The 25,897-nt window shown below is 68.3% G+C and carries 22 protein-coding genes; 4 read left to right on the forward strand and 18 right to left on the reverse strand.

The genetic code is table 11. The annotated features are described in order from the left end of the window. Nucleotide 1 precedes the first annotated feature (1 nt). The 3 genes from HFP89_RS08660 to HFP89_RS08670 are packed head-to-tail and all read right to left on the reverse strand — an operon-like array spanning nucleotide 2 to nucleotide 2,140. Nucleotides 2-1,207 (reverse strand): PilW family protein, encoded by a 1,206-nt coding sequence (locus HFP89_RS08660; RefSeq protein WP_168717262.1) that lies wholly within the window; start codon nucleotides 1,205-1,207, stop codon nucleotides 2-4. Nucleotides 1,208-1,220: 13 nt separating this feature from the next. Further along, nucleotides 1,221-1,625, reverse strand: a complete 405-nt coding sequence (gene pilV, locus HFP89_RS08665) for a type IV pilus modification protein PilV (RefSeq protein WP_168717263.1) — start codon at nucleotides 1,623-1,625, stop codon at nucleotides 1,221-1,223. 14 nt (nucleotides 1,626-1,639) lie between these two features. Further along, entirely contained in the window at nucleotides 1,640-2,140 is a 501-nt protein-coding gene (locus HFP89_RS08670; protein ID WP_168717264.1) for a GspH/FimT family pseudopilin, read from the reverse strand. A 361-nt stretch (nucleotides 2,141-2,501) separates the two neighbouring features. Between HFP89_RS08670 and HFP89_RS16315 the strand changes: the two genes are divergently transcribed. Further along, a complete protein-coding gene (locus HFP89_RS16315; RefSeq protein WP_168717265.1) occupies nucleotides 2,502-3,008 on the forward strand; it encodes a c-type cytochrome in 507 nt (168 codons plus the stop codon). A 63-nt stretch (nucleotides 3,009-3,071) separates the two neighbouring features. Here HFP89_RS16315 and HFP89_RS08680 read toward each other — a convergent pair whose 3' ends face one another. Beyond that, nucleotides 3,072-3,662, reverse strand: coding sequence for an ACP phosphodiesterase (locus HFP89_RS08680; protein ID WP_168717266.1), 591 nt, complete (start codon nucleotides 3,660-3,662; stop codon nucleotides 3,072-3,074). A gap of 174 nt (nucleotides 3,663-3,836) precedes the next feature. On the opposite strand from HFP89_RS08680, the gene HFP89_RS08685 reads away from it, so the two are divergent. Both HFP89_RS08685 and zapE read left to right on the forward strand, forming a co-directional pair. Next, nucleotides 3,837-4,508 carry an alpha/beta fold hydrolase gene (locus tag HFP89_RS08685; protein ID WP_168717267.1) on the forward strand — a complete coding sequence of 224 codons (672 nt, stop codon included), beginning with the start codon at nucleotides 3,837-3,839 and terminating at the stop codon, nucleotides 4,506-4,508. 9 nt (nucleotides 4,509-4,517) lie between these two features. Further along, nucleotides 4,518-5,609, forward strand: coding sequence for a cell division protein ZapE (gene zapE, locus HFP89_RS08690; protein ID WP_206212283.1), 1,092 nt, complete (start codon nucleotides 4,518-4,520; stop codon nucleotides 5,607-5,609). A gap of 995 nt (nucleotides 5,610-6,604) precedes the next feature. On the opposite strand, the gene HFP89_RS08695 is transcribed toward zapE, so the two are convergent. From HFP89_RS08695 to polA, 4 genes are all read right to left on the reverse strand, one after another. Next, nucleotides 6,605-7,183: a DUF4252 domain-containing protein gene (locus HFP89_RS08695; protein ID WP_168717268.1), complete on the reverse strand. Its 579-nt coding sequence runs from the start codon at nucleotides 7,181-7,183 to the stop codon at nucleotides 6,605-6,607. A 16-nt stretch (nucleotides 7,184-7,199) separates the two neighbouring features. Then, entirely contained in the window at nucleotides 7,200-7,700 is a 501-nt protein-coding gene (locus HFP89_RS08700; RefSeq protein ID WP_168717269.1) for a hypothetical protein, read from the reverse strand. Then, entirely contained in the window at nucleotides 7,684-8,202 is a 519-nt protein-coding gene (locus HFP89_RS08705; RefSeq protein WP_168717270.1) for an RNA polymerase sigma factor, read from the reverse strand. Before HFP89_RS08705 ends, HFP89_RS08700 begins: the two co-directional genes overlap by 17 nt. A 941-nt stretch (nucleotides 8,203-9,143) precedes the next feature. Next, nucleotides 9,144-11,843, reverse strand: a complete 2,700-nt coding sequence (polA, locus tag HFP89_RS08710) for a DNA polymerase I (RefSeq protein WP_168717271.1) — start codon at nucleotides 11,841-11,843, stop codon at nucleotides 9,144-9,146. A 367-nt stretch (nucleotides 11,844-12,210) separates the two neighbouring features. Here polA and HFP89_RS08715 point away from each other — a divergent pair, with 367 nt between their 5' ends. Further along, nucleotides 12,211-12,618 (forward strand): DUF2782 domain-containing protein, encoded by a 408-nt coding sequence (locus tag HFP89_RS08715; RefSeq protein WP_168717272.1) that lies wholly within the window; start codon nucleotides 12,211-12,213, stop codon nucleotides 12,616-12,618. A 25-nt stretch (nucleotides 12,619-12,643) separates the two neighbouring features. On the opposite strand, the gene aroE is transcribed toward HFP89_RS08715, so the two are convergent. The 10 genes from aroE to HFP89_RS08765 form a co-directional block, all read right to left on the reverse strand. Continuing rightward, nucleotides 12,644-13,459, reverse strand: coding sequence for a shikimate dehydrogenase (gene aroE, locus HFP89_RS08720; RefSeq protein ID WP_168717273.1), 816 nt, complete (start codon nucleotides 13,457-13,459; stop codon nucleotides 12,644-12,646). Beyond that, complete coding sequence (gene hemB, locus HFP89_RS08725; RefSeq protein WP_206212284.1) at nucleotides 13,456-14,445, reverse strand: porphobilinogen synthase; 990 nt, start codon at nucleotides 14,443-14,445, stop codon at nucleotides 13,456-13,458. The genes aroE and hemB overlap by 4 nt, the downstream gene beginning before the upstream one ends. A 320-nt stretch (nucleotides 14,446-14,765) precedes the next feature. Then, nucleotides 14,766-15,851: an IS630 family transposase gene (locus tag HFP89_RS08730; protein ID WP_168717275.1), complete on the reverse strand. Its 1,086-nt coding sequence runs from the start codon at nucleotides 15,849-15,851 to the stop codon at nucleotides 14,766-14,768. Between the two features lie 76 nt (nucleotides 15,852-15,927). Next, a complete protein-coding gene (locus HFP89_RS08735; RefSeq protein ID WP_206212285.1) occupies nucleotides 15,928-17,766 on the reverse strand; it encodes an SLC13 family permease in 1,839 nt (612 codons plus the stop codon). A 180-nt stretch (nucleotides 17,767-17,946) separates the two neighbouring features. Beyond that, entirely contained in the window at nucleotides 17,947-19,257 is a 1,311-nt protein-coding gene (gene argH, locus HFP89_RS08740) for an argininosuccinate lyase (protein ID WP_168717276.1), read from the reverse strand. Between the two features lie 10 nt (nucleotides 19,258-19,267). Further along, nucleotides 19,268-20,251 (reverse strand): N-acetyl-gamma-glutamyl-phosphate reductase, encoded by a 984-nt coding sequence (gene argC, locus HFP89_RS08745; protein ID WP_168717277.1) that lies wholly within the window; start codon nucleotides 20,249-20,251, stop codon nucleotides 19,268-19,270. A 420-nt stretch (nucleotides 20,252-20,671) separates the two neighbouring features. After that, nucleotides 20,672-22,009 (reverse strand): acetylglutamate kinase, encoded by a 1,338-nt coding sequence (locus HFP89_RS08750; protein ID WP_168717278.1) that lies wholly within the window; start codon nucleotides 22,007-22,009, stop codon nucleotides 20,672-20,674. After that, complete coding sequence (locus HFP89_RS08755; protein ID WP_168717279.1) at nucleotides 22,006-23,112, reverse strand: acetylornithine deacetylase; 1,107 nt, start codon at nucleotides 23,110-23,112, stop codon at nucleotides 22,006-22,008. Before HFP89_RS08755 ends, HFP89_RS08750 begins: the two co-directional genes overlap by 4 nt. Further along, nucleotides 23,109-24,305, reverse strand: coding sequence for an argininosuccinate synthase domain-containing protein (locus HFP89_RS08760; protein WP_168717280.1), 1,197 nt, complete (start codon nucleotides 24,303-24,305; stop codon nucleotides 23,109-23,111). Before HFP89_RS08760 ends, HFP89_RS08755 begins: the two co-directional genes overlap by 4 nt. Nucleotides 24,306-24,853: 548 nt before the next feature. Next, entirely contained in the window at nucleotides 24,854-25,852 is a 999-nt protein-coding gene (locus HFP89_RS08765; protein WP_168717281.1) for an N-acetylornithine carbamoyltransferase, read from the reverse strand. Nucleotides 25,853-25,897: the final 45 nt, after the last annotated feature.

A 25,897-nucleotide genomic window follows, 5' to 3' on the forward strand; every position in this document is an offset into this window, starting at 1 on the left:
CTCAGATCACGATCAGACGGTTGCGCAGCGCAACCGTGGTGGAAAAGGACTGACGCAGCCGGCCGTCGCCGGGCGTCTGGATGTTCGCGCCGGAAAGCTCGAAGGTCATCGGCGTCACGTCCCCATCGGCGTTTTCCGGCGAGCGCACGCTGACCGACAGCCGCAGCGCGATGACCTGGCCCCAGCCGTCGGCCGGCACCTGGTCGGCGCGCAGCCACTGACTGATGCTCTGGCCGTCGCCGGCCGGCGCAGCGGCACTGAATCCGTACAGGACCTGCATCGACTCCACGCCCTGGACGAGCTCCTCGGCGCCGGCGGCCGACCCTCCGGTGCCCGTGGTCAGGTTGAACCGGTACAGCCCGGGGTCGCCGGTGTCGGGGTTGAGCCCGACGTAATAGGCCATCGCGTTGATCTCGAAGACCTGCATCGAGTCGTCGTAGCAGGTCGCCCAGTCGATGCCGTTGACGTTGCCCGGACCCGGGTTCGAGCACGAACCGGAGCCGGCTGCGAAGGTCGAGGCGTTGGCGTTGCTGCGGTTCTGGAACAGGTCGGCGCCGGTTGCACAGTTGGTCACCAGCACGATCGCATCGTCCGGCAGGCCGTGCGAACCCTGCAGGCCGATCGAACTGTTGCCGGTGCAGTTCGGACTGTTCAGGTTGTTCGGATCGCCCTGGATGCCGGTGTTGACCTGCATCGTGCGGACGACCAGCACGTCCGACCCGGGCACGACCCGCCCGTCGAGAACCCCCGGCAGCGAGCCCTGGTCGGCGGTCGATGTCCATTCACTCGGCGAGGTTCCGGCCGGATCGAGATCATCGGGCAGCGTGAAAGCGTCATTGATTCCGGTGCCGTCGTACTCCCAGCCCAGCACGGCCCGATTCGGATCGAAGAAGTCCGACACCCCGCCGCCGCAGGCCGGATCCAGATGGTTGTTGATCTCGAGTCGCGCGGCGCAGAAGCCGTGCGTGCCGGCCATGCGCAGATCGCGTTTGAGCAGCTCCATCGTGAACCGGCCGTTTTCCTGCACGCGCGCCGAGGCATCGGCGGTCAGGAAGGTCAGTTTGGCGGTGCCGAACAGCTGGATCAGGCCGGCGGTGACCAGCAGGCCCAGCACCAGCGCGATCATGAGTTCCACCAGGCTGAGGCCGCGAGCGCGGCGCGGGGCCGGCGTGGACGGAGCTGGAATCGGAGTCGTGGTTCGGTTCATGGTCATTTCCGGATCAGATTCGCGTGGTGATGCTGAACGACGCATTGGTGCCGGCCTCGCGGTCGTCCAGCCAGCCGACCGTGATCGTCACGATGCCGTCGGTGGCCGCGGCCGTGACGCTGGTGTTCACCGTCCCCGCCGGCAACAACTGCGCGGCCCGCGTACTCCAGAACCCGGCGTTCGGGATGTTGCCGCTGGCCGCGACCTCGGACCGGTTGGCCCGGGCATGGTCGGCCAGCTCGTAGGCGATGTTGGTCGCCTGGGTGCGGTAGTACGACACCTGGTTGGCCTGCAGCGAAAAGCCCTGCAGCGCGGCCACGCCGAGCAGGCCGACGGACAGCACCAGCAGGGTGATCAGGACCTCGATCAGCGTGACGCCGGCCTGGCGGCGAATCGGGGCACGGAACAGTGCGGTCATGGAAACGGTCTCCATCAGCTGCAGTCGATGCGTTCGGAACCGACCCGGCCGGTCCGTTCGACGGAAACGCGCCGGGCGTTGTCGGCGCTGCAATAGTTCAGATCCAGCTCGACCGAGAGCTGGGCATCGGCGAAGCCGGTCCGCTCGAACACCACCGTGCCCCCCTGCGGGGTGAACTGGAAATCGGTGCCCGGCGAGTTCCAGACCCGCAGCAGCTCCTCGCCGCCGCCGCCGGCGTCGGCGATCACGATCCAGCCCTGGTTCCAGTTGCCGCCGCAGCTGGTGCCGTTCGAACTGGCGCAGACGGTGACCGGATCGCCGCGCTTCAACGCCTCGGACCGGGCGTACTGCATCGACGTCACGAACTCGTTGGTCTGGCCGGACAGCCGGTTGTTCTGGATGATCTGGGTAAAGCTCGGCAACGCCGCCGTGGTCACGATGGCCAGAATGGCGATCGCGAGCAGCAGTTCCATGAGCGTGAATCCACGCTGGTGGGTCATGGCACGGGCGTCCACGTTTGGTTCCAGTGCCCATCATGCACGCCGCCGCGCGCAACGCCAGCGGCGAAGGACGAGCGGTCGATCCGGCGGCCCGAGCGGTCGCTGCGCGCTTCCCGGGGCGTGAAACGCCGAGTCGACGCCCGCTCGCCCGGGATCCCGGACCGACGTGGTGGCCGGGCGACGGCGAGGCCCTGGAGCTGCGTTCGTTCTTCGACCCGGTGAAACGACCCGGATGCAGGGCCTGGTCGAGACGCGATCATCGGTGTCTTCGATGAAGCCGGCGAGGGTCGCATCCGCTATAATTGCGCGCTTTCGGCGGGCCGGCCGCGATGACCGGACCGGCCGCCCCCGACGACACCGAGCAAGAGGGTAGCGCGTGAGCGAACAGGACGATCAGATCTTTCTCAAGCGGTTCAGCCTGGTCATCGTGGCCCTGGCGATCTTCGCCGTGATCATCATCTTCGTGGCCCTGCAGTTCCATCGGCAGCTGGGACAGCACGAGAGCCCGACCCGTACGCAGCAGGTCGCCGAACGGATCGCGCCGGTGGCCGGCGTCTACGCCGGCGAAACCGGCCGCGCCGCGGCCATGGCCGCCGCCGAAGCCGCGCAGGCCGACGAGGCGCCGCAGGTGGCCTTCGACGGCAGCCTCGACGGCGAGATGATCTACAACAACGTCTGCGCGGCCTGCCACAACTCCGGCGCGGCCGGCGCGCCGATGCTGGTCGCTTCGGACTGGACCGACCGCATGCCGCAGGGCGAGGACACGCTGGTCCAGCACGCGATCGACGGCATCGGCACCATGCCCGCCAAGGGCGGCCGGATGGATCTCAGCGACGAGCAGGTGCGCGCCTCGGTCGAGTACATGCTCGCCGAGATCGAATGATCGCTCGGTAACACCGCTCGGCACCATCGATTCCGACGCGACCCGAGCAGCGGGTCGCGCCGCTCATTCCGTTTCGGCGAGGAAGGTCCGCGACTGTGCCTGCAGACGCGGAAACAGGGCCTCGAAGGTCGTCCCGATTTCCGCTTCGTACGCGTCGAGCAGCTCGAGCCCGCGGGCCAGCGGCTCACGCCGGCCATGGCGCGCGGCGATGCGGGTGAAGATCTCGGCCAGCAGCATGCGGTCGTCGAGCCGACGCCACAGGCCGACCGCGGCCGCCCAGCGCGAGAACCGGGCCAGCCGATCGGGAAATTCGTGACGGTGAGCGGCCAGCAAGGCGTCGACATCGCGTCCGAACGCCTCGCGGGATCGACCGACGTAGTCGCCCCAGCGGCGCGAGAGTTCGCGGTCGAACAGCACGTCGAGCACGATGCCGCCGTAGCGCCGCCACGGCGGCTCGAACGATCGCACCAGCTCGCGAACCGCCGGATCGGCGTCGGACCAGGCGTCGATCCGCCGGTGCAGGCGAACCCCGCGCGCCAGGCCGGGCCGAAGCGTGTCCAGCACGGCCCGCCCCTTCAGATGATCGCCGAGCAGCGCACCGAGGCGATCGTCGGGGCGCTCGCCGGCCAGCACCAGGTGGGCCAGGTGGTTCATCGGCCCTCGGTCTCGGCTGGGATGCAGGAATCGGCCACGGAGAAATCCGGTCGGGTCGCATCGGTTATTATGAACCGTCGCCAGAACGCCGGACATGCACCCGGTGCGCACGGCGGCTCCTCCGGCGGTCCGCGCGACCGCCGCCGATCCTGAAACCCGCATCCGTTTCTCGCCATGTCCGACGCCCGGCCTCTCGACCCCGATTCGTTCCCGACCGAACAGACCGAGCTCTTCGTGACCGGTCCGGCCGGCCGGATCGAGTGCATCGCGGATGTGCCCGAGCCCGACGCGGCCCGCCCGGCCACCGCCGTGCTGTGTCACCCGCACCCGCAACACGGCGGCACGCTGCGCAACAAGGTCGTCACGATCATGGAGCGCAGCCTGCGCGAATCCGGCCTGGCCACGGTGCGATTCAATTTCCGCGGCGTCGGCGAGTCGGAGGGCGAGTTCGACGACGGCGACGGCGAGCTGGGCGACCTGCTGGCGGTGGTCGACTGGGTCCGCCGCACCCGGCCGGACACCGAGCTCTGGCTGGCCGGCTTCTCGTTCGGCTCGTGGATCGCGCTGAAGGCGGCGCAGGACCTGCCGGTGCGGATGCTGATCTCGATCGCACCGCCGGTCGAGCGTTACGGCTTCGCCGACCTGATGCCGCCGAACTGCCCGTGGCTGGTGGTGCAGGGCGACGAAGACGAAGTGGTCTCGCCCGATGCGGTGATCCAGTGGGCCGAGAGCCTGGACGCCCAACCGCAGCTGGTCGTGATGGAAGGCAGCGGCCACTTCTTCCACCGCCGCCTGATGGACCTGCGCGGGTTGATCAAGAACGCAGTGGCCAACCACCTGCCCTGAGCCGCGCCGGTGACCGACCGATCCGCGCTCCCGGGCCCCGCGCCCCGCCATGCCGCGCTGGTCGAGGCCGGCCGGCTCGACCCCGACCCCGCCCAGCAGGCGCTCGCCGACCGGCTGCAGTGCTGCTTCGAAGCGCTCCTTTCCGAGCGACCCCGCTGGTTCCGCAAGCCGGCCGCAGTGCCCGGTCTCTACATCCACGGCAAGGTCGGCCGCGGCAAGACGCTGCTGATGGACCTGTTCGTCCATTCGCTGCGCGAAGCCGGCGAGCCGGTCGAGCGTGCCCACTTCCACCGTTTCATGGACGATGTGCACGCGCGATTGAAGGGCCTCGGCCAGCGCCAGCGACCGCTCGACGCGATCGCCCGCGAGCTGCGCGACCGCACCCGCGTGGTCTGCTTCGACGAGTTCCACGTCGAGGACATCGCCGATGCGATGCTGCTCGGCGAGCTGACCACGCAGTGGTTCGACCTCGGCATGACGCTGGTCGCAACCAGCAACACCGCACCCGACGAGCTGTACGCCGGCGGTCTGCAGCGCCAGCGCTTCCTGCCGGCGATCGAGAACCTGAAGGCCCACTGCGAGGTTTTCGAGCTCGACGCCGCCGAGGACTTCCGGCTGCGCGAACTGACCCGGCGTCCGACCTGGCAGGTGCCGAGCGGCGAGGCCGGCGATCGGAGCCTGGCCGAGGAGTTCCGCGCGCTGGCCCCCGACGTCGAGACCGAGCGGCACGTCGAACTTACCGTTCGCGGCCGGCCGATCACGGCGCGCGCGCGGGCCGGGTCACTGGCCTGGTTCGAGTTCGATGAACTCTGCCGCAGCGCGCGATCGTCGGGCGACTACCTGGAGTTGACCTACCGGTTTTCCACACTGCTGGTCGGCAACGTGCCGCAGCTCGACGCCGACGACGACAATGCCGCGCGTCGGTTCATCCACCTGGTCGACGCCTGTTACGACCGCAACGTCAAGCTGATCGCCTCCAGCGAAGTGCCGATCGAGGACCTCTACACCGGGCGCCGCCTGGCCGCGCCGTTCGAGCGCACCCGCTCTCGGCTGATCGAGATGCAGAGCACCGAGTACCTGGGTCGGCCGCATCGGCCCTGAGGCGGCGCTGGCGGAATCCGGGCGAAGCGGGCCGGGCGGTTGCTCGTCCTGCCCGGGTTCGGCGGGCGATTCCGTCACGAGGTCCCGGGTTCGCCTGCGGCGCCCCGGGACGACGGCGGTGTAGAAAGAAGCGCTCCGATGGGGTTCGGCGGTGGGCGGGGCGCTTGCGCGCGAAGTCGCCGGGCGGTTGCTCGTCCTGCCCGGGTTCGATGAGCGATTCCGTCACGAGGTCCCGGGTTCGCCTGCGGCGCCCCGGGACGACGGCGGTGTAGTAAGAGGCGCTCCGATGGGGTTCGGCGGTGGGCGGGGTGCGTGCCCGCGAAAAGGCCAAGCGGTTGCTCGTCCTGCCCGGGTTCGGCGGGCGATTCCGTTACGAGGTCCCGGGTTCGCCTGCGGCGCCCCGGGACGACGGCGGTGTAGAAAGAAGCGCTCCGATGGGGTTCGGCGGTGGGCGGGGTGCGTGCGCGCGAAAAGGCCAAGCGCTTGCTCGTCCTGCCCGGGTTCGGCGGGCGATTCCGTTACGAGGTCCCGGGTTCGCCTGCGGCGCCCCGGGACGACGGCGGTGGAGAAAGAAGCGCTCCGATGGGGTTCGGCGGTGGGCGGGGTGCGCGCGCGCGAAAAGGCCAAGCGGTTGCTCGTCCTGCCCGGGTTCGATGAGCGATTCCGTCACGAGGTCCCGGGTTCGCCTTCGGCGCCCCGGGACGACGGCGGTCTAGAAAGAGTCGCTCCAATGGGGTTCGGCGGTGGGCGGGGTACTTGCGCGCGAAGTCGCCGGGCGGTTGCTCGTCCTGCCCGGGTTCGATGAGCGATTCCGTCACGAGGTCCCGGGTTCGCCTGCGGCGCCCCGGGACGACGGCGGTCCAGAAAGCGGCGCTCCGATGGGTTCGGCGCCCCGGAATGACGGAGCCGTGGCGAGCGGCGAGCTGGAAAAACGCCGGACCCCCGAAGGCGTCCGGCAACGGCAGCACCGGTGGAATGACCGGTGGGCCCGGGGCTCAGTTGTCGGTGTCTTCGGCCGCACCGCCGCCGTTCCGGATCGACATCAGGTCCTCGAGGTCGAAATCGTTGAAGTCGATGCCGCCGCCGAGGGTCTGGCCGATGAACACCGGGTCCAGCGCGCCGAAGATATTGATGAACACCGCATCGCCGTTGCCGGCTTCGGTGACCATCAGCACGATGCCGTCGATGACGTCGGTCGATTCCTTCATGTAGATGTCGATCTGGTCGTCGCCGTCGCGGACCTCGACCGCCGGCGTCCAGCCGTCGCCGGCCAGCGATGCGGTGGTGCGGGCCACGAAGTCGCTGGCCCGACTTCCGTCGACATCCTCGAACACCATGACGCGCAGGCCGGACACGCTACCGACCAGGTCGGCGATCGGGCCGTTGGTTTCGCGGAAGCCCTCGGCGAAGCCGCGCATCATCGCGCTGCCGAAATTGATGTTGACCTTCGGCGATGCGCCGAACAGCGTCTTGACCGGTTCCAGGTCGACCTGGCCCGGCGCATCGGCCTGGGCGAAGGCGGTACCGGCCAGCGGAAGCCAGAACAGGATGGCCAGTGCAGTGATGATCTTCATGAGCAGTCTCCTCGAATCAGTTCTCTTCGGATGGGTAGGTGCGGGGCGTGGAAACGGCAAGCGAGCGCAGCAGGTGCCCGTAGGGCAGCTGCTCCAGCTCGATCACCGGAAACTCCAGGTGCTCGCCGACCTCGCGACCGGCCCGGCCGAGCGCGTCACGCGAGGTGGATTCGAGCGTGGCCAGGGCCAGCTCGAGCTCTGCCGCCGGCAGCGGCTCGGGCTCGCTCGGCCGCAGCACGGCGGTCAGCGCCAGCAGGCCGGCCAGTCCGGCAGCCAGTGCCACCGGCAGGCCGCGGATCGCGGTCCTGCTCGAGCGCGCAACGACCGTCCGCTCCAGCACGGCGCGCTTCAAGGCCGGCGGCAGCGGCTCGACCGGTTCGAGTGCGCACAATTCGTTGTGCAACGCGACGTCGGCGGCCAGTTCGGGGTCGGCCGGCGCGCGGCCGGACTCGATGATCCGGTCTTCCAGCAACGCCTCGCGCGGCCGGCCCTGTGGGGAATCAGGCGACCTGTTCATGCAGTTCCTCCTCCAGCAGTTCGCGCAGCTTGCGGCGGGCGCGGAAGGTATAGACCTTGACCTGGTTTTCGCTGAGTTCCAGCGTGGCGGCCGTGGCCGCCACGTCGACGTCCTGCAGATCGCGCAGGATCAGCAGGCTGCGGGCCGGCTCCGGCAGCCGAGCGATGGCGTCTCGCAGCATTCTTCGACGCCGCTCGGCGACCGCGTGTTCGGACGGATCTTCGGCCATCGCCGTGTCCGCTTCGCGCTCGCCGACCATTCGCAACAGCACGCCGCGGGCCCGGGTTCGACCGCGCAGCCGATCCAGGCAGGCGTTGCGTGTGCAGGTCAGCAACCACGGCAGCTCCGAGCCGACCTCGACCCTCGGCAGGTGGTCCCAGAGCTTGATCAGCGTGTCCTGGACGACGTCATCGGCCTCGTCGACCCGGCCCAGCAGCGCACGGGCCAGCTGGCGCAGGCGGGGGCCGTGTTCGTCGACGAGCTGTTCGAAGCGGCGTCTCATGACCGGTATACGTTCGGGATGGGGGTGGGGTTACAGGGTGGGTGATCGTCTGGCGATGGCGCCAGTGCCATTGGGCCCGGAGGTGGTGGTTGTTGGTTGTTGGTTGTTGGTTGTTGGTTGTTGGTTGAAGAGATTCGCGAATTTCGGAGTCGCGTCTTGATCGACTTCGACTTCAACTTCAACTTCAACTTCAAAAGCGTTTCGCGCGCCCGCTACGCGGGCTGATGCGACCTACTTTTGGCGCCCCAAAAGCAGGCAAAAGTGCTGCGCGAACATCGCCGCCCGGGCTGCGCCCGGGTCCCCTCCGGTGCTCCCGTCTGGCGGGAGTCGCCGAACTCGCTCCAGTCGCTGTGCTCCTTCCGCTCAGACATGCGGCGCCTCTTGATCCGCCAGCCGGTCCGCGCCTCCGGCGGCGCTGACGGCGGGGTAAAGCCAAGTCAACACCAGTTTCCTGCCCCGTATCGCATGTGGAGGGCGCTTGCGCGCGAACGGTTTCTGCCAGAACCCCCCTTCGCCCGCAAGCGGCCTCCAACAGGTCAACGATGGCGACTGCCGTTCCGTGGCGCTGGGGTGAATCTGCCTCGATGGCGCCGAGAAGCGCAGGGCCGGGCGGAATCAGGGCCGCTGCATGTCTGAGCGGAAGGAGCGAAGCGACTGCAGCGAGTTCAGCGGACCCCGCCCGGCACGAGCATCGCAGGGAACCCGAGCGCAGCTCGGGCGCCATCGCGGTACGAGCACTTTTGCCTACTTTTGTTGCCACAAAAGTAGGTCGCATCAGCTGGCGCAGCCAGCGGCGAAATGCCTTTGAAGTTCGAGCTCAATGCTATCGAATCACGACCGCATCAGCGGGCGGCCAGCGACGAAACGCCTCTGACTCTCCGAAACGACCCCGTCGTCGCCGAGTGCGCTTCACTCACCCGAGCATCAATAACGACCGTGGCTCAATGCGCCGCGTCCCAATCCTCCCCGATTCCGACTTCGACGATCAGCTCCACATCGAGCTCCGCGGCGGCTTCCATCCGCTCGGTGATGCCCTTGCCGACCTCCTGCACCGCCTCTTCGCGGACTTCGAGGACCAGTTCATCGTGGACCTGCATGATCAGCCGCGCCGGGGCCTCGTCACCGGTCAGCCAGGCGTCGACGTCGAGCATGGCGCGCTTGATGATGTCGGCGGCGGTGCCCTGCAGCGGGGCGTTGATCGCGGCGCGCTCGGCGGCCTGCTGGCGCTGGCGATTGCGCGAGCGGATCTCGGGCAGCCACAGGCGGCGGCCGGCGAGGGTCTCGACGAAACCGTCGCGCCGGGCCTGCTCGCGGGTGCGGTCCATGAAGTCGCGCACGCCGGGATAGCGGGCGAAATAGGTGTCGATGTACTCCGAGGCGGTGTCGCGGTCGGTCTCGAGCTGGCGGGCCAGGCCCCAGGCGCTCATGCCGTACATCAGGCCGAAGTTGATCGCCTTGGCGGCGCGGCGCTGGTCGGCGGTGACTTCGTCCAGGGTGCGGCCGAAGACCTCGGCGGCGGTCGCACGATGGATGTCCTCGCCGGCCGCGAAGGCCTTCTTCAGGCCGTCGTCATCGGACAGGTGGGCCATGATCCGCAGTTCGATCTGCGAGTAGTCGGCGGCCATCACCCGCCAGCCGTCGGGCGCCACGAAGGCCTTGCGGATGCGCCGGCCTTCCTCGGTCCGGATCGGGATGTTCTGCAGGTTCGGATCGGCCGAGGACAGGCGGCCGGTGGCGGTGTTGGCCTGGTGGTAGTGGGTGTGGATGCGGCCGGAGTCGGCGCGGACCTTCTCCGGCAGCCGGTCGGTGTAGGTGCTCTTGAGCTTCGACAGGCTGCGGTGCTTCAGGATCAGCGCCGGCAGCGCGTGCTCGGCGGCCAGTTCCTGGAGCACGTCCTCGGCGGTCGACGGCTGGCCCTTCGGCGTCTTGCGCACGACCGGGATTTCGAGCCGCTCGAACAGGATTTCCTGCAGCTGCTTCGGCGAGCCCAGGTTGAATTCGCCGCCGGCCGCGGCCCAGGCCTGCTGCTCGAGCTCGGACATCCGCTCGGCCAGCTCGGCGCTCTGCACGGCCAGCCGCTCGGTGTCGACCAGCACGCCGGTGCGCTCCATTCGGGCCAGCACGCGGATCAGCGGGATTTCCAGGTCGCGATAGACCTCGGCGGCGCGCCCGCTTTCGGCAAGCTCGGGCCAGAGCTTGCGGTGCAGGGCCAGGCAGACCTCGGCATCCTCGCCGGCGTAGTCGGCAGCGGCCGCCACCGGCACTTCGTCGAAGCGCAGCTGAGCCTTGCCCTTGCCGGCGACGTCCTCGTAGGAGATCGTGGTCCGGCCGAGGTAGCGACCGGCCAGCGAGTCGAGGTCGTGGCGGGTGGCGGTGGCGTTGTAGCAGTACGACTCCAGCATGGTGTCGTGGGCGATGCCGGCCAGCCGGACGCCGGCCCGCTCGAGGACGTTGAGGTCGTACTTGGTGTGGTGGGCCAGCTTGGGCCGGTCGGCGTCCTCGAGAACGGGGCGGAGCGCCGCGACGGCCTCGTCGCGGTCGAACTCGGTGTCCTGGTCGACGTGGCCGACCGGCACGTAGTACGCACGCCCGGGCTCGACGGCGAAGGAGAAGCCGACCAGGTCGGCGTCGAGCGGCTCGAGGCTGGTGGTCTCGGTGTCGAAGGCGATCAGCTCGGCCCGCTCCAGCGCCTCGACGAGCGCAGCCAGTTGCCCGCGCGTCGTGACCAGCTCGATGTCGAGGTCAGCGGCCGCGTCGCCGGCAGGCCCGTCGTCCGCGTCACCGGCATCGACCTGGCGCAGCCAGGTGGTGAAGCCGAAGCGCTTGAGCAGTTCGACCAGGCGCTCGCGATCGGCCTCGGGCGGGCCGAGCGCATCGAGGTCGAAGTCCAGCGCCACGTCGTCCTTCAGCGCGACCAGTTCGCGCGAGCGCGGCAGCTGGTCGAGCGCCGCGTTCAGGTGCTCGCCGATCCTGCCGCCGATCTCGTCGGCGTGTTCGATGACCGCCGCCAGGCTGCCGTACTTGTTCAGCCACTTCGCGGCGGTCTTCGGGCCGCACTTCTCGACGCCCGGGATGTTGTCCGAGGCGTCGCCGGTCAGCGCCAGCAGGTCGCCGACGAGGTCCGGGCCGACGCCGAACTTCTCTTCGACGGCCGCCGGGTCGTAGCGCTTGTCCTGCATCGTGTCCTCGAGCACGACGTCGTCGCCGACCAGCTGGGCCAGGTCCTTGTCGCCCGACGAGATCAGCACCGGCGCGCCGGCCTCGCGGGCCCGGCGGACCAGCGTGGCGATCACGTCGTCGGCCTCGACCCCGTCGACGATCACGCGCTGGACGCCCATCGCGTCGATCACTTCGTGCAGTGGTTCGATCTGGCGGCGCAGGTCGCCGGGCATCGGCGGGCGGTTGGCCTTGTACTCGGGATCGAGGTCGTGCCGGAAGTTCCTGCCGGGCGCATCGAAGATCACCGCCAGACGGGCCGGTGCGCGCTCGTGGATCAAGCGGCGAACCATGTTCGCCACGCCGAAGATCGCCCCGGTCGGCTGGCCGTCGGCCGCGGTCAGGCTCGGCAGCGCATGGAAGGCCCGGTAGAGATACGACGAACCGTCGACCAGGTAGAGCGTTTCGTGTTCGTTGGAAGCCATGTCAGGGGATCGAAGCCTCGTTGATCGGTGGACCAAGGGTCAGAAATGACCGCGGATGAACGCAGATCAATCCAGAATGACTTCTGATCCACGGCGTTGACGGACGCGGTTCGATCGAAGGAGCGGCTCGAAGCCTTCGTGTCGACCCCGCCAGTCTGCGGGAATCCAGGCCTCCTGTTCGTCTCCCGTCTGCGTTCATCCGCGCTCATCTGCGGTAAGGATCCCGGTTTCGTCGTTGTCCGTGGAGACACCGGGACCGAACGATTTCGCGGTTCATGATACGCGCGTGGATTCGTCGTTACGGCAGGGTCTGCTAGTATTCGGGGTGAATTCGTCATCGGCACCGAGGGGCCAACGGGAGCGCGTCATGAATCGTTCTTCGATCCGTCATTCTCGAACTCCGTCCGGCGTCCGGCCCGCCCGGGCGGTGGTCGTCCTGGCCGGCGTCATCGCGCTGTTCGCGGGTCCTGCGGCGACTGCGCAGCAGACTCCGCCGCCGGTCGATGCGCCGCCGCCTCCGCCGATCCGCGAGCCGCTGCCGCCCAAGGTCATCGAGCCGGACGACGAGCTGGCGCCGGAAGTCGTGATCCGGCAGGAAGAGGACCGCACCGTCGAGGAATACATCTCCGGCGGGCGCGTCTACATGGTCCGCATCACGCCGACCATCGGCGCGCCGTACTACCTGATCGACACCACCGGCGACGGCCTGCTCGACCTCCGCCACGAAACCTTCGAACCGGTCAAGCCGGTCTACTGGAAGCTGTTCGAATGGTGAACCGCACCCGGCCCGCCGGCCGAGGTCATCGTTCGGCGTAGCAGTCCGCGGTGTCGGGCCGCCGGCCGGTAAAGCGCTCGAACGCCTCGGCCGCCTGTTCGACCAGCATCCCCCAGCCCCCGTGGCATGGCACGCCGTGCATCGCGCACCAGTGGGCGAACGGCGCGTGGGCCGGACCGTAGTTCAGGTCGTAGGCGGTCGCGTCGCCGGTCAGCCAGTCGCGGTCCAGCGCCGGAGCGGTGCCGCCGTGGCCGAGGCTGGTGCCCTGCAGAGCCAGCTCGAACCCGCCGGCGGTCAGGCCGCCCTCGAAATCGAACACTTCGACCGGAACACCGGCCTGGCGCACCCGCGCGGCCAGCGCCTCGGCCGGGGCGGCGCTGCGGTTGACGATGCCGATCCGGGCCGGTCCCCGCTCGAGCAGCGCGTCGAGCACGCCGGCCATCGCGCCGCCGGCGCCGACCAGCAGCAGCCTGCGGCCGGCCGGGTCCAGCGCCAGCCGATCGAGATCGGCCAGCAGGCCGGCGCCGTCGGTGGTATCGGCCCACCAGCCGCCATTGCGCCGGACCAGCGTGTTGCAGGCGCCGGCCGAGCGCGCCGCGGCGCTGGCCGAGGCCGCCAGCGCAAGACCCTCGGCCTTCAGCGGCACGGTCAGGTTGCAGCCCGAGCCGCCGGCCTCGGCAAAGCGATCCAGCGCCTCGGCCAGGCCGCCGGCCGGGCAGTCGATCGCGCGGTAGTCGACGTCGAGCCCGAGCTGGGCGGCGAAGCGGCGGTGCAGCTCCGGCGAGCGCGAATGGGTGACCGGATGACCGAACAGGGCCAGCTGGAGCGTCGAGGCACTCACTCCGCCAGCCAGGCCGCCGCGTCCAGCGCGTGATAGGTCAGGATGCCGTCGGCGCCGGCGCGGCGAATGGAAAGCAATGACTCCAGCACGACCTTGCGCTCGTCCAGCCAGCCGTTGGCGGCGGCGGCCTTGAGCATCGCGTATTCACCGGAGACGTTGTAGGCGAAGGTCGGCACACCGAACTCGCCTTTCACGTCGGCGATGATGTCGAGGTACGGCAGGCCGGGCTTGACCATGACCCAGTCGGCGCCCTCGTCGAGATCCAGCGCCACCTCGCGCAGCGCTTCATCGCGATTGCCCGGATCCATCTGGTAGGTCTCCTTGCCGCCGGTACCGAGACTGGCCGCCGAGCCGACCGCGTCGCGGAACGGGCCGTAGAAGGCCGAGGCGTACTTGGCCGCGTAGCTGAGCAGGATCACGTCGCGATGCCCGTCGGCCTCGAGCCGCTCGCGGATCGCAGCGATCCGGCCGTCCATCATGTCCGAGGGCGCGACGATGTCGGCACCGGCCGCGGCGTGGCAGGCGGCCTGGTGGACCAGCGCCGCGACCGTCTCGTCGTTCAGGATCCGGCCGTCGGCATCCAGCAGGCCGTCCTGGCCGTGGGAGGTGTAGGGGTCGAGCGCCACGTCGGTCATGACGCCGAGTCCGGGAAAGCGCTGCTTGATCGCCTGCACGGTGCGCGGCACCAGCCCGTCATCGGCCCAGGCCGCCTCGGCGGTGTCGGTCTTCAGCGAGGCCTCGATGACCGGAAACAGCGCCACGGCCGGAATGCCGGCGGCCGTCACCTGCTCGCAGACGGCCAGCAGCGGATCCCGGCCCAGCCGCTCGACGCCGGGCATCGACGGCACCGGCTCGCGGGCCGTTTCGTGGTCGAGCACGAACACCGGATAGATGAAATCGTCGGGCGCCAACCGGGTCTCGCGCACCAGGCGGCGGGCGAAGTCGGTGGCGCGCGAACGGCGCATTCGGGTCATCGGATACGGCATGGAATGTTCGAGCAGGCGAAGTCAGGCGCTAGTGTACCCCGCCGCTCGTTGTGCACCGTCCAGCCCGCATTATTCATGAATCGCCGCGATGATTGCGCCGGGAATCGTTCGCACAGGGGATTTTCCGACCGAGCGGAATACCATGCTGTATTTCCGAGCGAGCACGATTCGCTGTGCGGTCAAGGACCAGGCAAGGGCGCGAGCTCATTCATGAACAATGCGGGCTAGTGGGCCATTCACTGCGGGCCGCGCCTTGCCCTGTCGATTCAGGCGCACTCCATACGTCACACTATGAGGGCGGAGTACACTCGTGTACCTCGTCAAACACTCTGTAACTTGTTCAGGGTTTGACGGCCGCGTTCGACTTTTTCGAGGATGCCTTGAGCCGATGTGGTCCAGATAAACGGAGCCGGGGCCCGGTCGTGTTTCTCGATATGGCTCATCACCGCTTCTTCCAGTTCTGCCACGCTGGAGAACACACCCCGACCTAACTGCTGCTCGGACAAGTCACGGAAGAAACGCTCGACCATGTTCAGCCACGAAGCGCTGGTCGGCGTAAAGTGCACATGGAACCTCTTGTGGCACTTCAACCAGCTCTTCACCTTGGGATGTTCATGCGTTGCATGGTTGTCGCAGATGATGTGAATTCCCTTTTCCTCTGGCGTGTTCTTGTTGATGAGCCCAAGGAAATCCAGCCACTCGATATGGCGATGCCGCTTGTCGCATCGACCAAGCACTTCTCCGGTGAGGATATTCAGCGCTGCAAACAGGGTCGAGGTGCCGTTGCGCCTGTAATCGTGGGTCATGGTGGCGTTCCGGCCAGGCTTCATGGGCAAACCGGGTTGGGTTCGATCCAGGGCCTGCATCTGACTCTTCTCGTCACAACTGAGCACAATGGCATTCTCAGGAGGAGACAGGTATAGCCCGACAACATCCTCCAGCTTTTCCTGGAAGTGCTTGTCGTTCGAGAGCTTGAACATGCTCACGCGATGCGGCTTCAGGCCATGCGCCTGCCAGATCCGTCCCACGGTGCTTTCACTGATGTTGACTTTCTCTGCCATCAACCGGCGACTCCAGTGGGTCGCGTTGGCCGGCTTCTCTTGCGTCGTCAGCCTGATGACCTCGTCCACGGTTCGTTTGGAAATAACCTTCTTGCGTCCAGGCCGATAAGCATCTTTCTCGATGCCGGCCAGCCCATGGTCGTGGTACCGATTTCGCCACCGACCAACCTTCTGGCGGGACATGCCAAGAATCCCGGAAATTTCTCCGTTCTCCTTTCCGTCCGCCGCCAGCAGCACGATCTTCAATCGCTCCGCCAGTCGGACGGAGGTGGAGCGGGAACCCGCGAGTCGCTTCAGAAGCTCACGTTCTGCCGATTCCAGGACGATCTTCGGGGCCACACGCATGAGTTATCCCCAGGTTGGAAGAGCTCTCATATTTTACGGAATTTGCGGCGAGGTCCATGAGTGTACCGGCCCGAGGTCAGAATGCCAGGTTGACCATCAGCAGCATCACGACCAGGAAGACCACGCTCATCGGCCCGCCGACGCGGACGAAGTCGCGCACCTTGTAGCCGCCCGGACCCATGATCAGGGCGTTGACCGGATGGGTCGGCAGAATGAAGGCGTTGGAGGTGCCCAGCGCGATGATCAGCGCGTAGACGGTCGGGTTGGCACCGGTGGCCAGCGCGATGTTGATCGCGATCGGCACCAGCAGCACGGTGGCCCCGACGTTCGACATGACCAGCGTGAACAGGGTGGCGAGGACCGCCAGCGCGATCTGCATGGTCAGGTCGTTGACGTCGCCGACCAGGTCCAGGGTCTGCTGGACCAGCCAGGCCGCGGTGCCGGTGCTTTCCATCGCGAAGCCGAGCGGAATCAGGCTGGCCATCAGGAATACCGTCTTCCAGCTGACCGACTGGTAGGCCTCGTCCATGCTCAGCACGCCGGTCAGCACCATCCCGATCGCGCCGGTCATCAGCGCGACCGACAGATTGAAGTCCAGCACCAGCACGAGGAACATGGCCAGCGCGAAGAAGGTCAGCGCGAAGCCGACCTTCTGCGGCCGCTGCTCTTCTTTCGGGATGTCGGTGGCGACGATGAAATCCTTGTCGCGGGCCACCGTCGACAGGTCGCGCCAGGTCGAATGGGAAACCAGGCAGTCGCCGACCCGCAGGGTTTCGGAGCGCAACCCGCTGCGCACGATGGCATCGCCGCGGTTGATCGCCAGCACCGAGATGCCGAAGCGCGAGCGCAGCCGTGCCTCGCCGATGGTCTTGCCGACCAGCCGGGAGCCCGGCGGAATGACCACTTCCGAGATGCCGGCGCGGCTGGGGTTGAACAGGCTGCCGAAGGTGCGCAGCCGCGGCTGCAGGCGCAGCTGGTTCTCGATCGCGAAGCGACCGACCTGGTCGCGCGTGCCCATGACCCCGAGCACGGTGCCGACCCAGATCATCTCGTCGGCCGGCGGTGCCAGCCGCGGCTCATCGGTCGACTGGATGGCCAGCAGCAGCGGCGCGCCGTCGAGCTGCTCGGCTTCGCTGACCCGCATTCCGACCAGCGGCGAGTCGACCGTGACCAGCAGCTCGTGGACGTCACCTGTGATGCCGTAGACGTCGGCGAAGTAGCTCTTGGTCCGGCCCGGCGAGGCCGGCTTCTTGCCGCCGGCCCTGGGCAGCAGTCGTCGTCCGACCAGCAGCGAGAACAGCAGCGCGGCAATCAGCAGCGCGATTCCGACCGGTGTGACCGAGAACATCTCGAACGGCTGCAGCGCCTCGGCCCCCGGCGGCAGCGAGCGGTTGGAGGTCTCGATCAGATCATTGAGCAGAATCAGCGGCGAGGAGCCGATCATGGTCAGCGTGCCGCCGACGATGGCGCAGAAGCCGATCGGGATCAGCAGGTTCGACAGCGGCATGTCCAGACGGCTGGAAATGCGGCTGGCCACCGGAAGGAACAGCGCGGTGGCCCCGGTGTTCTGCATGAAGCCGGACACCACTCCGACGGTGCCGCAGAGCATGCCGACGATCCGTGATTCCGACCGCCCTCCGTAGCGGACGATCCAGGCCGCGACGGTGTTCATGACGCCGGTCCGGTCCAGCCCGGCGCCGAGCACCATCACGGCGATCACCGCCATGACCGCATTGGAGGCGAAACCGTCGAACAGCTGGTCGCCGGGCACCAGGCCGAACAGGCCGATCAGGACCATGATCGAGACCGCGGCGATGTCGATCCGGACGATTTCGGTTGCGAACGCGAAGATGGTCAGGCCGAGCAGCGCGAGCACCAGCAGCATGTCGCCGGTCAGCGTCAGTTCGCTTTGCATGGCTCATCGTTCATCGCGTGCCCGTGGTCCTTCTCCCCGTGGCCGGTTCGGCCGAACTTCGCCCCGACCGATCGACGGCGCTGCAACGCGCTCGATCGCGGCCGGGAACCGGCCACCGAACTGAACGATACCCGATCGAAGTCACGCCGTCGCGCCGAATCCCGCGGCCCGGCGCCGCGCTCAGTCCCCGGCGGCCGGGCGCAGCGCGTCGGCGCGCGCCCGGATTCGCTCGAGCCCGAGCCTGCCGCAGCCACCCAGCGAAACCCGGGCGGCCAGGCTGTCGGCGGGCGAACGCGCCTCGAGCGCATCGAGCTCGTCGCCGACCCTGCGGTAGGCATCGCGGAACGACAGCCCCTCGGCAACCAGCTCATTGGCGCGGTCGGTCGCGTACTGGGCCGGGCGGATGGCCGACGCCATCCGCTCGACGTTCCAGCTCAGACCGCCGAGCAGGCCCGGCAGCAGCGCCAGGCCTTCGAGACCACGCGCGAACGCGCGCAGCACCGGGGGCTTGGTGTCCTGCAGGTCGCGCTGGTAGCCCGACGGCAGCGACAGGACCGATTCGAGTTCGGCGCGGGCGCCGACCACGGTGGCGTGCAGCGCGCGCAGCAGCTCGACGGCATCCGGGTTGTGCTTGTTCGGCATGATCGAGGAGCCGGTACAGAACGCCGCCGGCACGGTCACGAAGCCGAATTCCTGGCTGGCGAACAGGCTCAGGTCCCAGGCCAGTCGGCGCAGGTCGCCGGTGGCGGCCGACAGTGCATCGAGCGCGCGCAGCTCGGCCTTGCCGCGCTGGGCCTGGGCGTTCTGCGGGTTGACCACCAGCCGATCGAAGTCCAGCTCCTCGGCCACGCCGTCGCGGTCCAGCGCCAGGTTGACGCCGAACCCCGAAGCGGTGCCCAGGGGGCTGGCATTCAGGTGCTCGCGAATCCGCACCGCCAGGTCGGCATCGTCGACGAAGGCCTCGGCATGACCGGCCCACCACAGGCCCAGCGAGCTGGGCATGGCCTGCTGGAGATGGGTGTGACCGGGCAGCGCAACGTCGGCCTCGCGCTCGGCGCGCGCCAGCGCGACCTCGGCGATGGCCAGCGCGATGTCGCGCAGCCGGTCCAGTCGGTCGAGCAGGTACAGCCGGAGCGCCACGGCGACCTGGTCGTTGCGCGAGCGCCCGGCGTGGATCCGTTTGCCGGTCTCGCCCAGCCGCGCGGTCAGCCAGGCTTCGATCGCCGAGTGGCCGTCCTCGAAGCGATCATCGAGCACGAATTCGCCGGCGGCGAAGGCCTCGGACAACGCGTCGAGCTCGCGGCCGATCGCGCCGGCCTGCTCGTCGGACAGCAGGCCGATCCGGGCCAGACCGCGCGCGTGGGCCCGGCTGGCACGGATGTCGAAGGGAAGCAGCTCACGATCGAGCACCACGTCCTGGCCGGCCAGGAAGCGCATCACCGCCTCGGGCACGGCCACACTGGCGCTTTTCTTCCAGATCGGCTCACTCATGTCGCTGTGCTCATGCAAGGTCCTCCAGGCCGAGTCGCTCGTCGAGACCCAGCGCCACGTTCAGGTTCTGCAGCGCCTGGCCGGCCGCGCCCTTCAACAGGTTGTCGAGCACCACGACGAAGCTCGCCCGGTGGCCGTCGCGCTCGTCGACGGCGAACCCGCCGACGGCCAGGCCGGCGCGCGGCAGGTCGCGCCCGGCCACGAGGTCGCGCAGTTCCGGGATCGCGGCGGTGACCGCGACCAGCGCTTCGTCACCGTACACGGCTTCGAAGTCCTGCTGCAGCGCTTCGGCGGTGACCGGCTCGGTCAGGGTCGCCGCGATCGTCAGCGAGATGCCGCGGAAGAACGAAGCGACGTGCGGGCAGAAGCGCACCGGCCGGCCGAGATGGGCGCTGATCTCGCGCTCGTGCACGTGCCCGGTCAGGGCGTAGGGAATCAGGTTGTCGGCCAGTCGTTCCGGATCGTTGCGCGGCGACGGCGTGCGCCCGGCCCCGCTGTAGCCGGACACTCCGAACACCACCGGCGGCGCGGCCAGTCGTTCGCGCAGCGGCAGCAGGCCGAACTGCGCGCCGGTCGCGTAGCAGCCCGGATTGCTGATCCGCCTCGCGCCGGCCAGCGCGGAGCGGTTGAACTCGGTCAGGCCGTAGACCCAGTCCGGGTCGAAGCGGTAGTCGGCGCCGAAATCGATGATGATCGCGTCCGGATGGGCCGCTTCGATCGCCGCGACCCACGGCCCGCTGGCACCGTTCGGCACCGCCAGCGCCCACAGATCGGCCTCGACGCCGGCGACCTCGTCGGGCGCCAGCGCCACGAAGACCTGCTCGGCGTCGGGCCAGTCGGGCACCTCGTCGCGGATCGGCCGCCCGGCCTGCGCGCCGCTGGCAGCCAGGGCAAGCTCGATCGCAGGATGGCGCATCACCCGCTCGAGCAGCTCCCGCCCGGTGTAGCCGCGCGCGCCGATCAGCGCCAGGCGATGGTGGTGTTCTTTGCTCATGTCCATTGATGTCTGTTTGATTTACCGCAGATGGACGCGGATGAACGCAGATCACAATCAAGGCGTGACGAATCCCGGATCCACATCACCGCTTTCGCTCTCGCCTTCGGGTCACGATCTCGAACCCGCCTGGGGTCACCGAATCGCCCCTTCGAAAGCCCTTTTCGGCCCGGTTCGACTGTTGGAGGCCGCTTGCGGGCGAAGGCTTCGGTTGGCCAGGAGTTCGCGCGCAAGCGCCCTCCAACAGGCGGCCTTTCTGTCCGTCCGGTGTTGGGCTGGAATCTCGCTCGTGATGGAAATCCATCCTTCGAATCCGATACCGGGACCTTACGCAATCGTGGCTGAGATTCCTGCGTAATGAGGATTCCGTTTACCTTTATCTGCGTCCATCGGCATTCATCCACGGTAGAAAAGTTCTTTTCAAGCACCGCTCGCTCCTTCGACCCATCCCGAATCGCGCGCGGAGGCGTCATCGACGAGGCGGGCGCGTTGGTCCGGGGACTCGATGCCGATGGTGTAGACCACCCAGCCGGCCCGGCGGTCGCAGGTGTCGGCCTGCTGGAAGTACCACGGCGCGATCGGGTTGTTGGCCCGGGCCCGCCAGTACATGGTCGGACATTTCGCACGCAGCGCCTGCCACAGGGCCGCGCCCAGGCCTTCGCCGCGGGCCTCGGGGGTGACCACGATCTTGTCGAGGTAGGGTACGCCGTCGCAGCCGGTCAGGATCAGTGCCGCAGCGCGGCCGCTTTCGGCCAGGAACATGCCGAGCGGGTCGCGGCCGTCCAGCCAGTCCGGCCGGAGCCGACGATCGAAGCTGGTCTCCAGCAACGTTTCGAAGGCTTCGCGCCGATCGTCGGGAATCGCGTCGAACCACTCGATGCGCTCGCCCTTGCGAACCAGCGTGCCGGCCCCGGTATGGGTGAACAGCTCGCGGGTGAGCTTGGCCGCCGAGGTGATCGACACCGAGGCCGACGGCGACAGCGGCTCGAGCATGTCGCGGATCTGCTCCAGCTTCAGCTGCATGCCCGAATGCAACCAGTCCTGGGCGATCAGGGTCTGGAAATCATGGGTCAGGCTGATCGCCGAGATCACCCGGCCGTCTTCGTCGAGCAGCCCGCCGGTCGGGGTCAGGAAGATGATCTTGTACGGCCGGATCGCCCAGACCAGTTCGCGGGTGGCGATGTCGGCATTGATGTTCATGACCTGGCCGGCCCGCGATTCGCCCAGGCAGGCGACCACCGGCAGCGCGCCGGCCGAGACCGCCCCGCGGATGGCGTCGAGATCGACCGACTGGACGCGGCCGACCAGGCCGAGCGTCTCGCGGTCGGCGAAATCGCACTCGAACACGCCGTGCAGCAACCCGCGGGCGCGCACACCGTGGCGCTCCAGCGCGTCGACCAGCCTGGCGTTCTCGCGGTAGATCACCGGCCGGGCCACCGCCATGACGTCCTCGGTGGTCACCCGCAGGCCGTCGTGCTTGCGGGTCTCGATGCCGGCATCGGCCAGCGCATCGTCGAGCTGGCGGCCGGCACCGTGCAGCACGATCGGATAGAGCCCCAGGCGGTGCAGGAAGGCCAGCGCGGCAACCAGTTCGTCGAGCTGGTCGGCCAGGATGCCGCCGCCGACCTTGATCACCGCGAAGCGGCTTTCGTTGACCCGCGAGAACTGCTCGAGGTACTGGCGTGCCTCGCGCGAGGAGCCGAGCTGGCCGAGCAGCTCGACGACCGTGGACTGGACCAGCGGGCGGACGTCGTTCATGCGCCCCGCTCCACCAGCGCCCGGTACTGGGCGTAGGCGGCCAGCAGCTGGTCCAGCGCCACCCATTCATCGACGATGTGCGCCTGCTCGATGTGGCCCGGGCCGCAGACCAGTGCATCGAGACCGGCATCGGAGAACAGCGCGGCTTCGGTCCAGAAATCCACCGACTCGGTGATCGCCAGGCCGTGGGCGTTCGCGAACGCTCGTGCGCCGGACGGGTCGCGCCCGGCCGCCGGCAGCGGCGGGCCGGAAAACGGAACGTGCCAGTCGGCGCGCTGATCGGCGCCGGCCAGACCGGCCACGGCCGCGAACAGCGCGCCGTTGTCGCCGCCCGGGGCCAGCCGCGCCGACCAGTGGAGATCGCAGCGGTCGGCGATCACGTTGCTCTTGATGCCGCCGTCGACGGTGCCGATGTTGAAGCAGGTCGGCCGGCCGGCATCGGCCTCGGTCCGGCAGTGGGCCAGCGCGGCGGCCATCCAGCGGCCGGCGGCGTGCACGGCCGAATCGTCCAGCGCCCGGAACTCCGAGGAGTGTCCGGCGGTGCCCCGGAACCGACCCTTGACCGACAGGTAGCCGCGGTGCGACAGCACGGCCCGGTTGCCGGTCGGTTCGCAGACCACCACGGTCGAGTACCCGGCCGCGCCGCCGCCGTCGAGAAAATTCTTCACGCAACAGCCGCCGGCACCTTCTTCGTCGGTCGTCAACAGCAGCGCCATCGGCGCATCGGTGGTCGTGGCCACGTGCAGCAGCGCCGCCGCCGCGCCCTTGATGTCGCAGCTGCCGCGACCCCAGGCCCGGCCGTCCTTGACGGTCAGCGCAAGCGGCGGCACCGACCAGCCCTCGCCGACCGGCACGGTGTCGAGGTGGCAGTTGAACAGCAGCTCCGGCGCCCCGCGCCGGGCGTGCAGCGAGACGTGACCGTCGCCGTGGTCGACGGTCTCGATGTCGAAACCGACGGGCAGCACGTCGCGAACGTGCACGAACATCGGCGAATCGGCGCTGATCGCGCGTGGCGGATTCTGACTGTCGTCGGCGATCAGGACCCGCAGATGGGCCAGGATCGCGTCGAGTTCAGCGACGTTCGGAGTCGCATTCGCGATCACGATCGGCGCACCTTCGCCGCGAGCGTCGACGACTGACCGATCAGCTTGACGAAGCCCTCGGCCTCTTCCGGCGTCCAGCTGGCCGACTGGGCATAGACCGCGTCGGGGTCGGAGAGCGTGTAGGGCGAATCCACCGCCACGGCCAGCAGTGCACCGCCCTCGGTGGCCAATCGAACCGTTCCGGTGATGAAGCGATTGGCCGATTCCAGGTAGGCCTCGAGATCCGCCTTGTGCGGCTCGAAGAAGAAACCGGTGTAGACCAGCTCGGCCCAGCGCGCCGCGATGGTGTGCGCGAACTGGTTCTGCAGACGGGTCTGGACGCATTCGGTCAGTGCCTTGTGCGCGGCCATCAGCGCATCGACACCGGGGCACTCGAACACGATCCGGCCTTTCAGCCCGATCGACACATCGCCGGTGTACAGGTGCCGACCGACGCCCCAGGCGCCGACCTCGCGATTCAACCGATCGAGCATGACCGGACCGTCGAGCGCCTCGCCGTTCAGCGTGACGGCGCGGCCGGCCTCGAAACCGATCGTCCACTCGGCCGCGCCGTCGGGCCACTCGGCGCGCGGCCGGCACCATACGCGGGTGTCGTCGGCCGGCGCTTCGAAGCGGTCGATCTCCTGGCCCGACAGCGTCACGCCGAGCAGGTTCTCGTTGATCGAGTACTTCGAGGAGGAGGCCGGCACCTCGACCCCGGCCTCGGCCATCAGCTCCAGTTCGTGCGCGCGGACGTTCGAGGTCTCGCGCTGCAGCTCGCGGATCGGCGCGTGGATCACGTAATCGCCGAGGCTGCGCACCGACTGGTCGAAACGCAGTTGGTCGTTGCCCATGCCGGTGCAGCCGTGGGCGAAGCGCTTCGTGCCGAGCCGATCGGCCAGCTCCAGGCAGCGCTGGACGATGACGTAGCGGTCCGAACACAGCATCGGGTACTGCTCCAGCATCCGCGCGCCGGACCACAGCAGCGGCACGACGAACTGCTCCCACAACGCCGGCCCGGCATCCAGCTCGTGATGCTCGGCCGCGCCCAGCGCGCGGGCGCGATCGGCGATCCACTGCTTGTGCTCGGGCGTGACCCCGCCGGTATCGACGAAGGCGGTGTGAACCTCGAAGCCCTGGTCCTTGAGGGCCAGCACGCAGTAGCTGGTGTCGAGGCCTCCGGAGAAGGCGAGGATGATTCGTTCGGTGGTCATGTGTTCCTGGTCTCGGTTTCCGGTCATTCAGCCGTTACCGCTGGCTGGTCGTTTTTCAAGGTAAGCGTCAAAAGCGTTTCGCCCGCCTGCGGCGCTCCGCTCAGACACCTTTTGGCCTTCGTCCGCTCGCCCCTGCGCTTCTCGGCGGCGCTGACGGCGGGGCAAGTCAAAGGCCACCCCGCGCGCCGTTCCGCCTGTTGGAGGGCGCTTGCGCGCGAACGGCTTCTGCAAGCACCACCCTTCGCCCGCAAGCGGCCTCCAACAGGCCAGAGATGGCGACTGCCGTTCCGTGGCGTGGGGGTGAATCTGCCTCGATGGCGCCGAGAAGCGCAGCGTCGGGCGGAAGGAGGGCCGTCGCAATGTCTGAGCGGAGCGCAGCTCGGGCGCCATTGCGGCACGAGCATTTTTGCCTGCTTTTGGTGCTACGAAAGTAGGTCGCATCAGCTCGCGCAGCGAGCGGCGAAACGCCTTTGACGTTACATTTCGAACCATCATTGCAAACCCGAGTAACGCATAGACGACGGACAGATCGCCAACTCGACCACCCCTCACTCCCCCATCAGCTTCAACAACAGCGCCTTCTGCACATGAAGCCGATTCTCGGCCTCATCGATGGCCACGCAGTAGTCGGCATCCATCACCCCGTCGGTGGCCTTGACGTTGCGCCGCAGCGGCAGGCAGTGGCTGAACCGCGCATCGGCCGTTTTCGCCATCTTTTCCTCGTCGACGATGAAGTGCTTGTACTTCGCGTTCAGGGCGGACTGTTCCTCGGGCCGCCCGTACAGCGGCAGGCAACCCCAGCTCTTGGCGTAGACGAACTCCGCATCGCGATAGGCCTCGTCGATGTCGGTGGTTACGCGGAACGCGCCGCCGGCGGCGGTGGACTGCGACTCGGCGGCGCGCATGTAGCGCTCGTCGAGGCGATAGGCCTCTTCGGGGATCAGCAGCGTGACGTCCATGCCGAACTTCGTCGCGATCAGCAGCGCGGAGTTGGCCACGGCGGTGTTCAGCGGTTTCGGGTGATAGGTCCAGGTCAGCACGAACTTCTTTCCGTCCGGCCGGCCGAGCTGGTCCTGCACCGCGCGCATCAGGGCCAGTTCCTGGCAGGGATGGACGATGGTTTCCATGTTGATCACCGGCACCGTGGCGTGCCGGGCCAGCGCGCGGATCACCCGATCCTCGCGGTCGACCGACCAGTCCTTGAACAGCGGAAAGGCGCGGATGGCCAGCGCGTCGCAGTAGCGCGACAGCACGCCGGCGACTTCGGCGATGTGCTCTTCGGCATCGCCGTCCATGACCACGCCGGGCTCGAATTCGATGCCCCATGCGGCCTTGCCCGGCTCGAGCACCACGGCGTGCGCGCCGAGCTGGAAGGCGCCGATCTCGAACGACGAGCGGGTCCGCAGCGACGGGTTCAGGAACAACAGCGCGATGGTCCTGCCGGCCAGGTCGGCGCGCACGGGATCGCGGCGGAGTTCGTCGGCAACGTCCAGCAACGACTGCAGCTCGTCGCGCGAATGGTCCTCGGTGGTCAGGAAATGCTTCATCGGATGTCTCGGTGGTCCTCGAAACGAAAGAACCCAGCCGCGCGG

The organism is Wenzhouxiangella sp. XN79A (genome assembly GCF_012272825.1).
Lineage (GTDB): Bacteria > Pseudomonadota > Gammaproteobacteria > Xanthomonadales > Wenzhouxiangellaceae.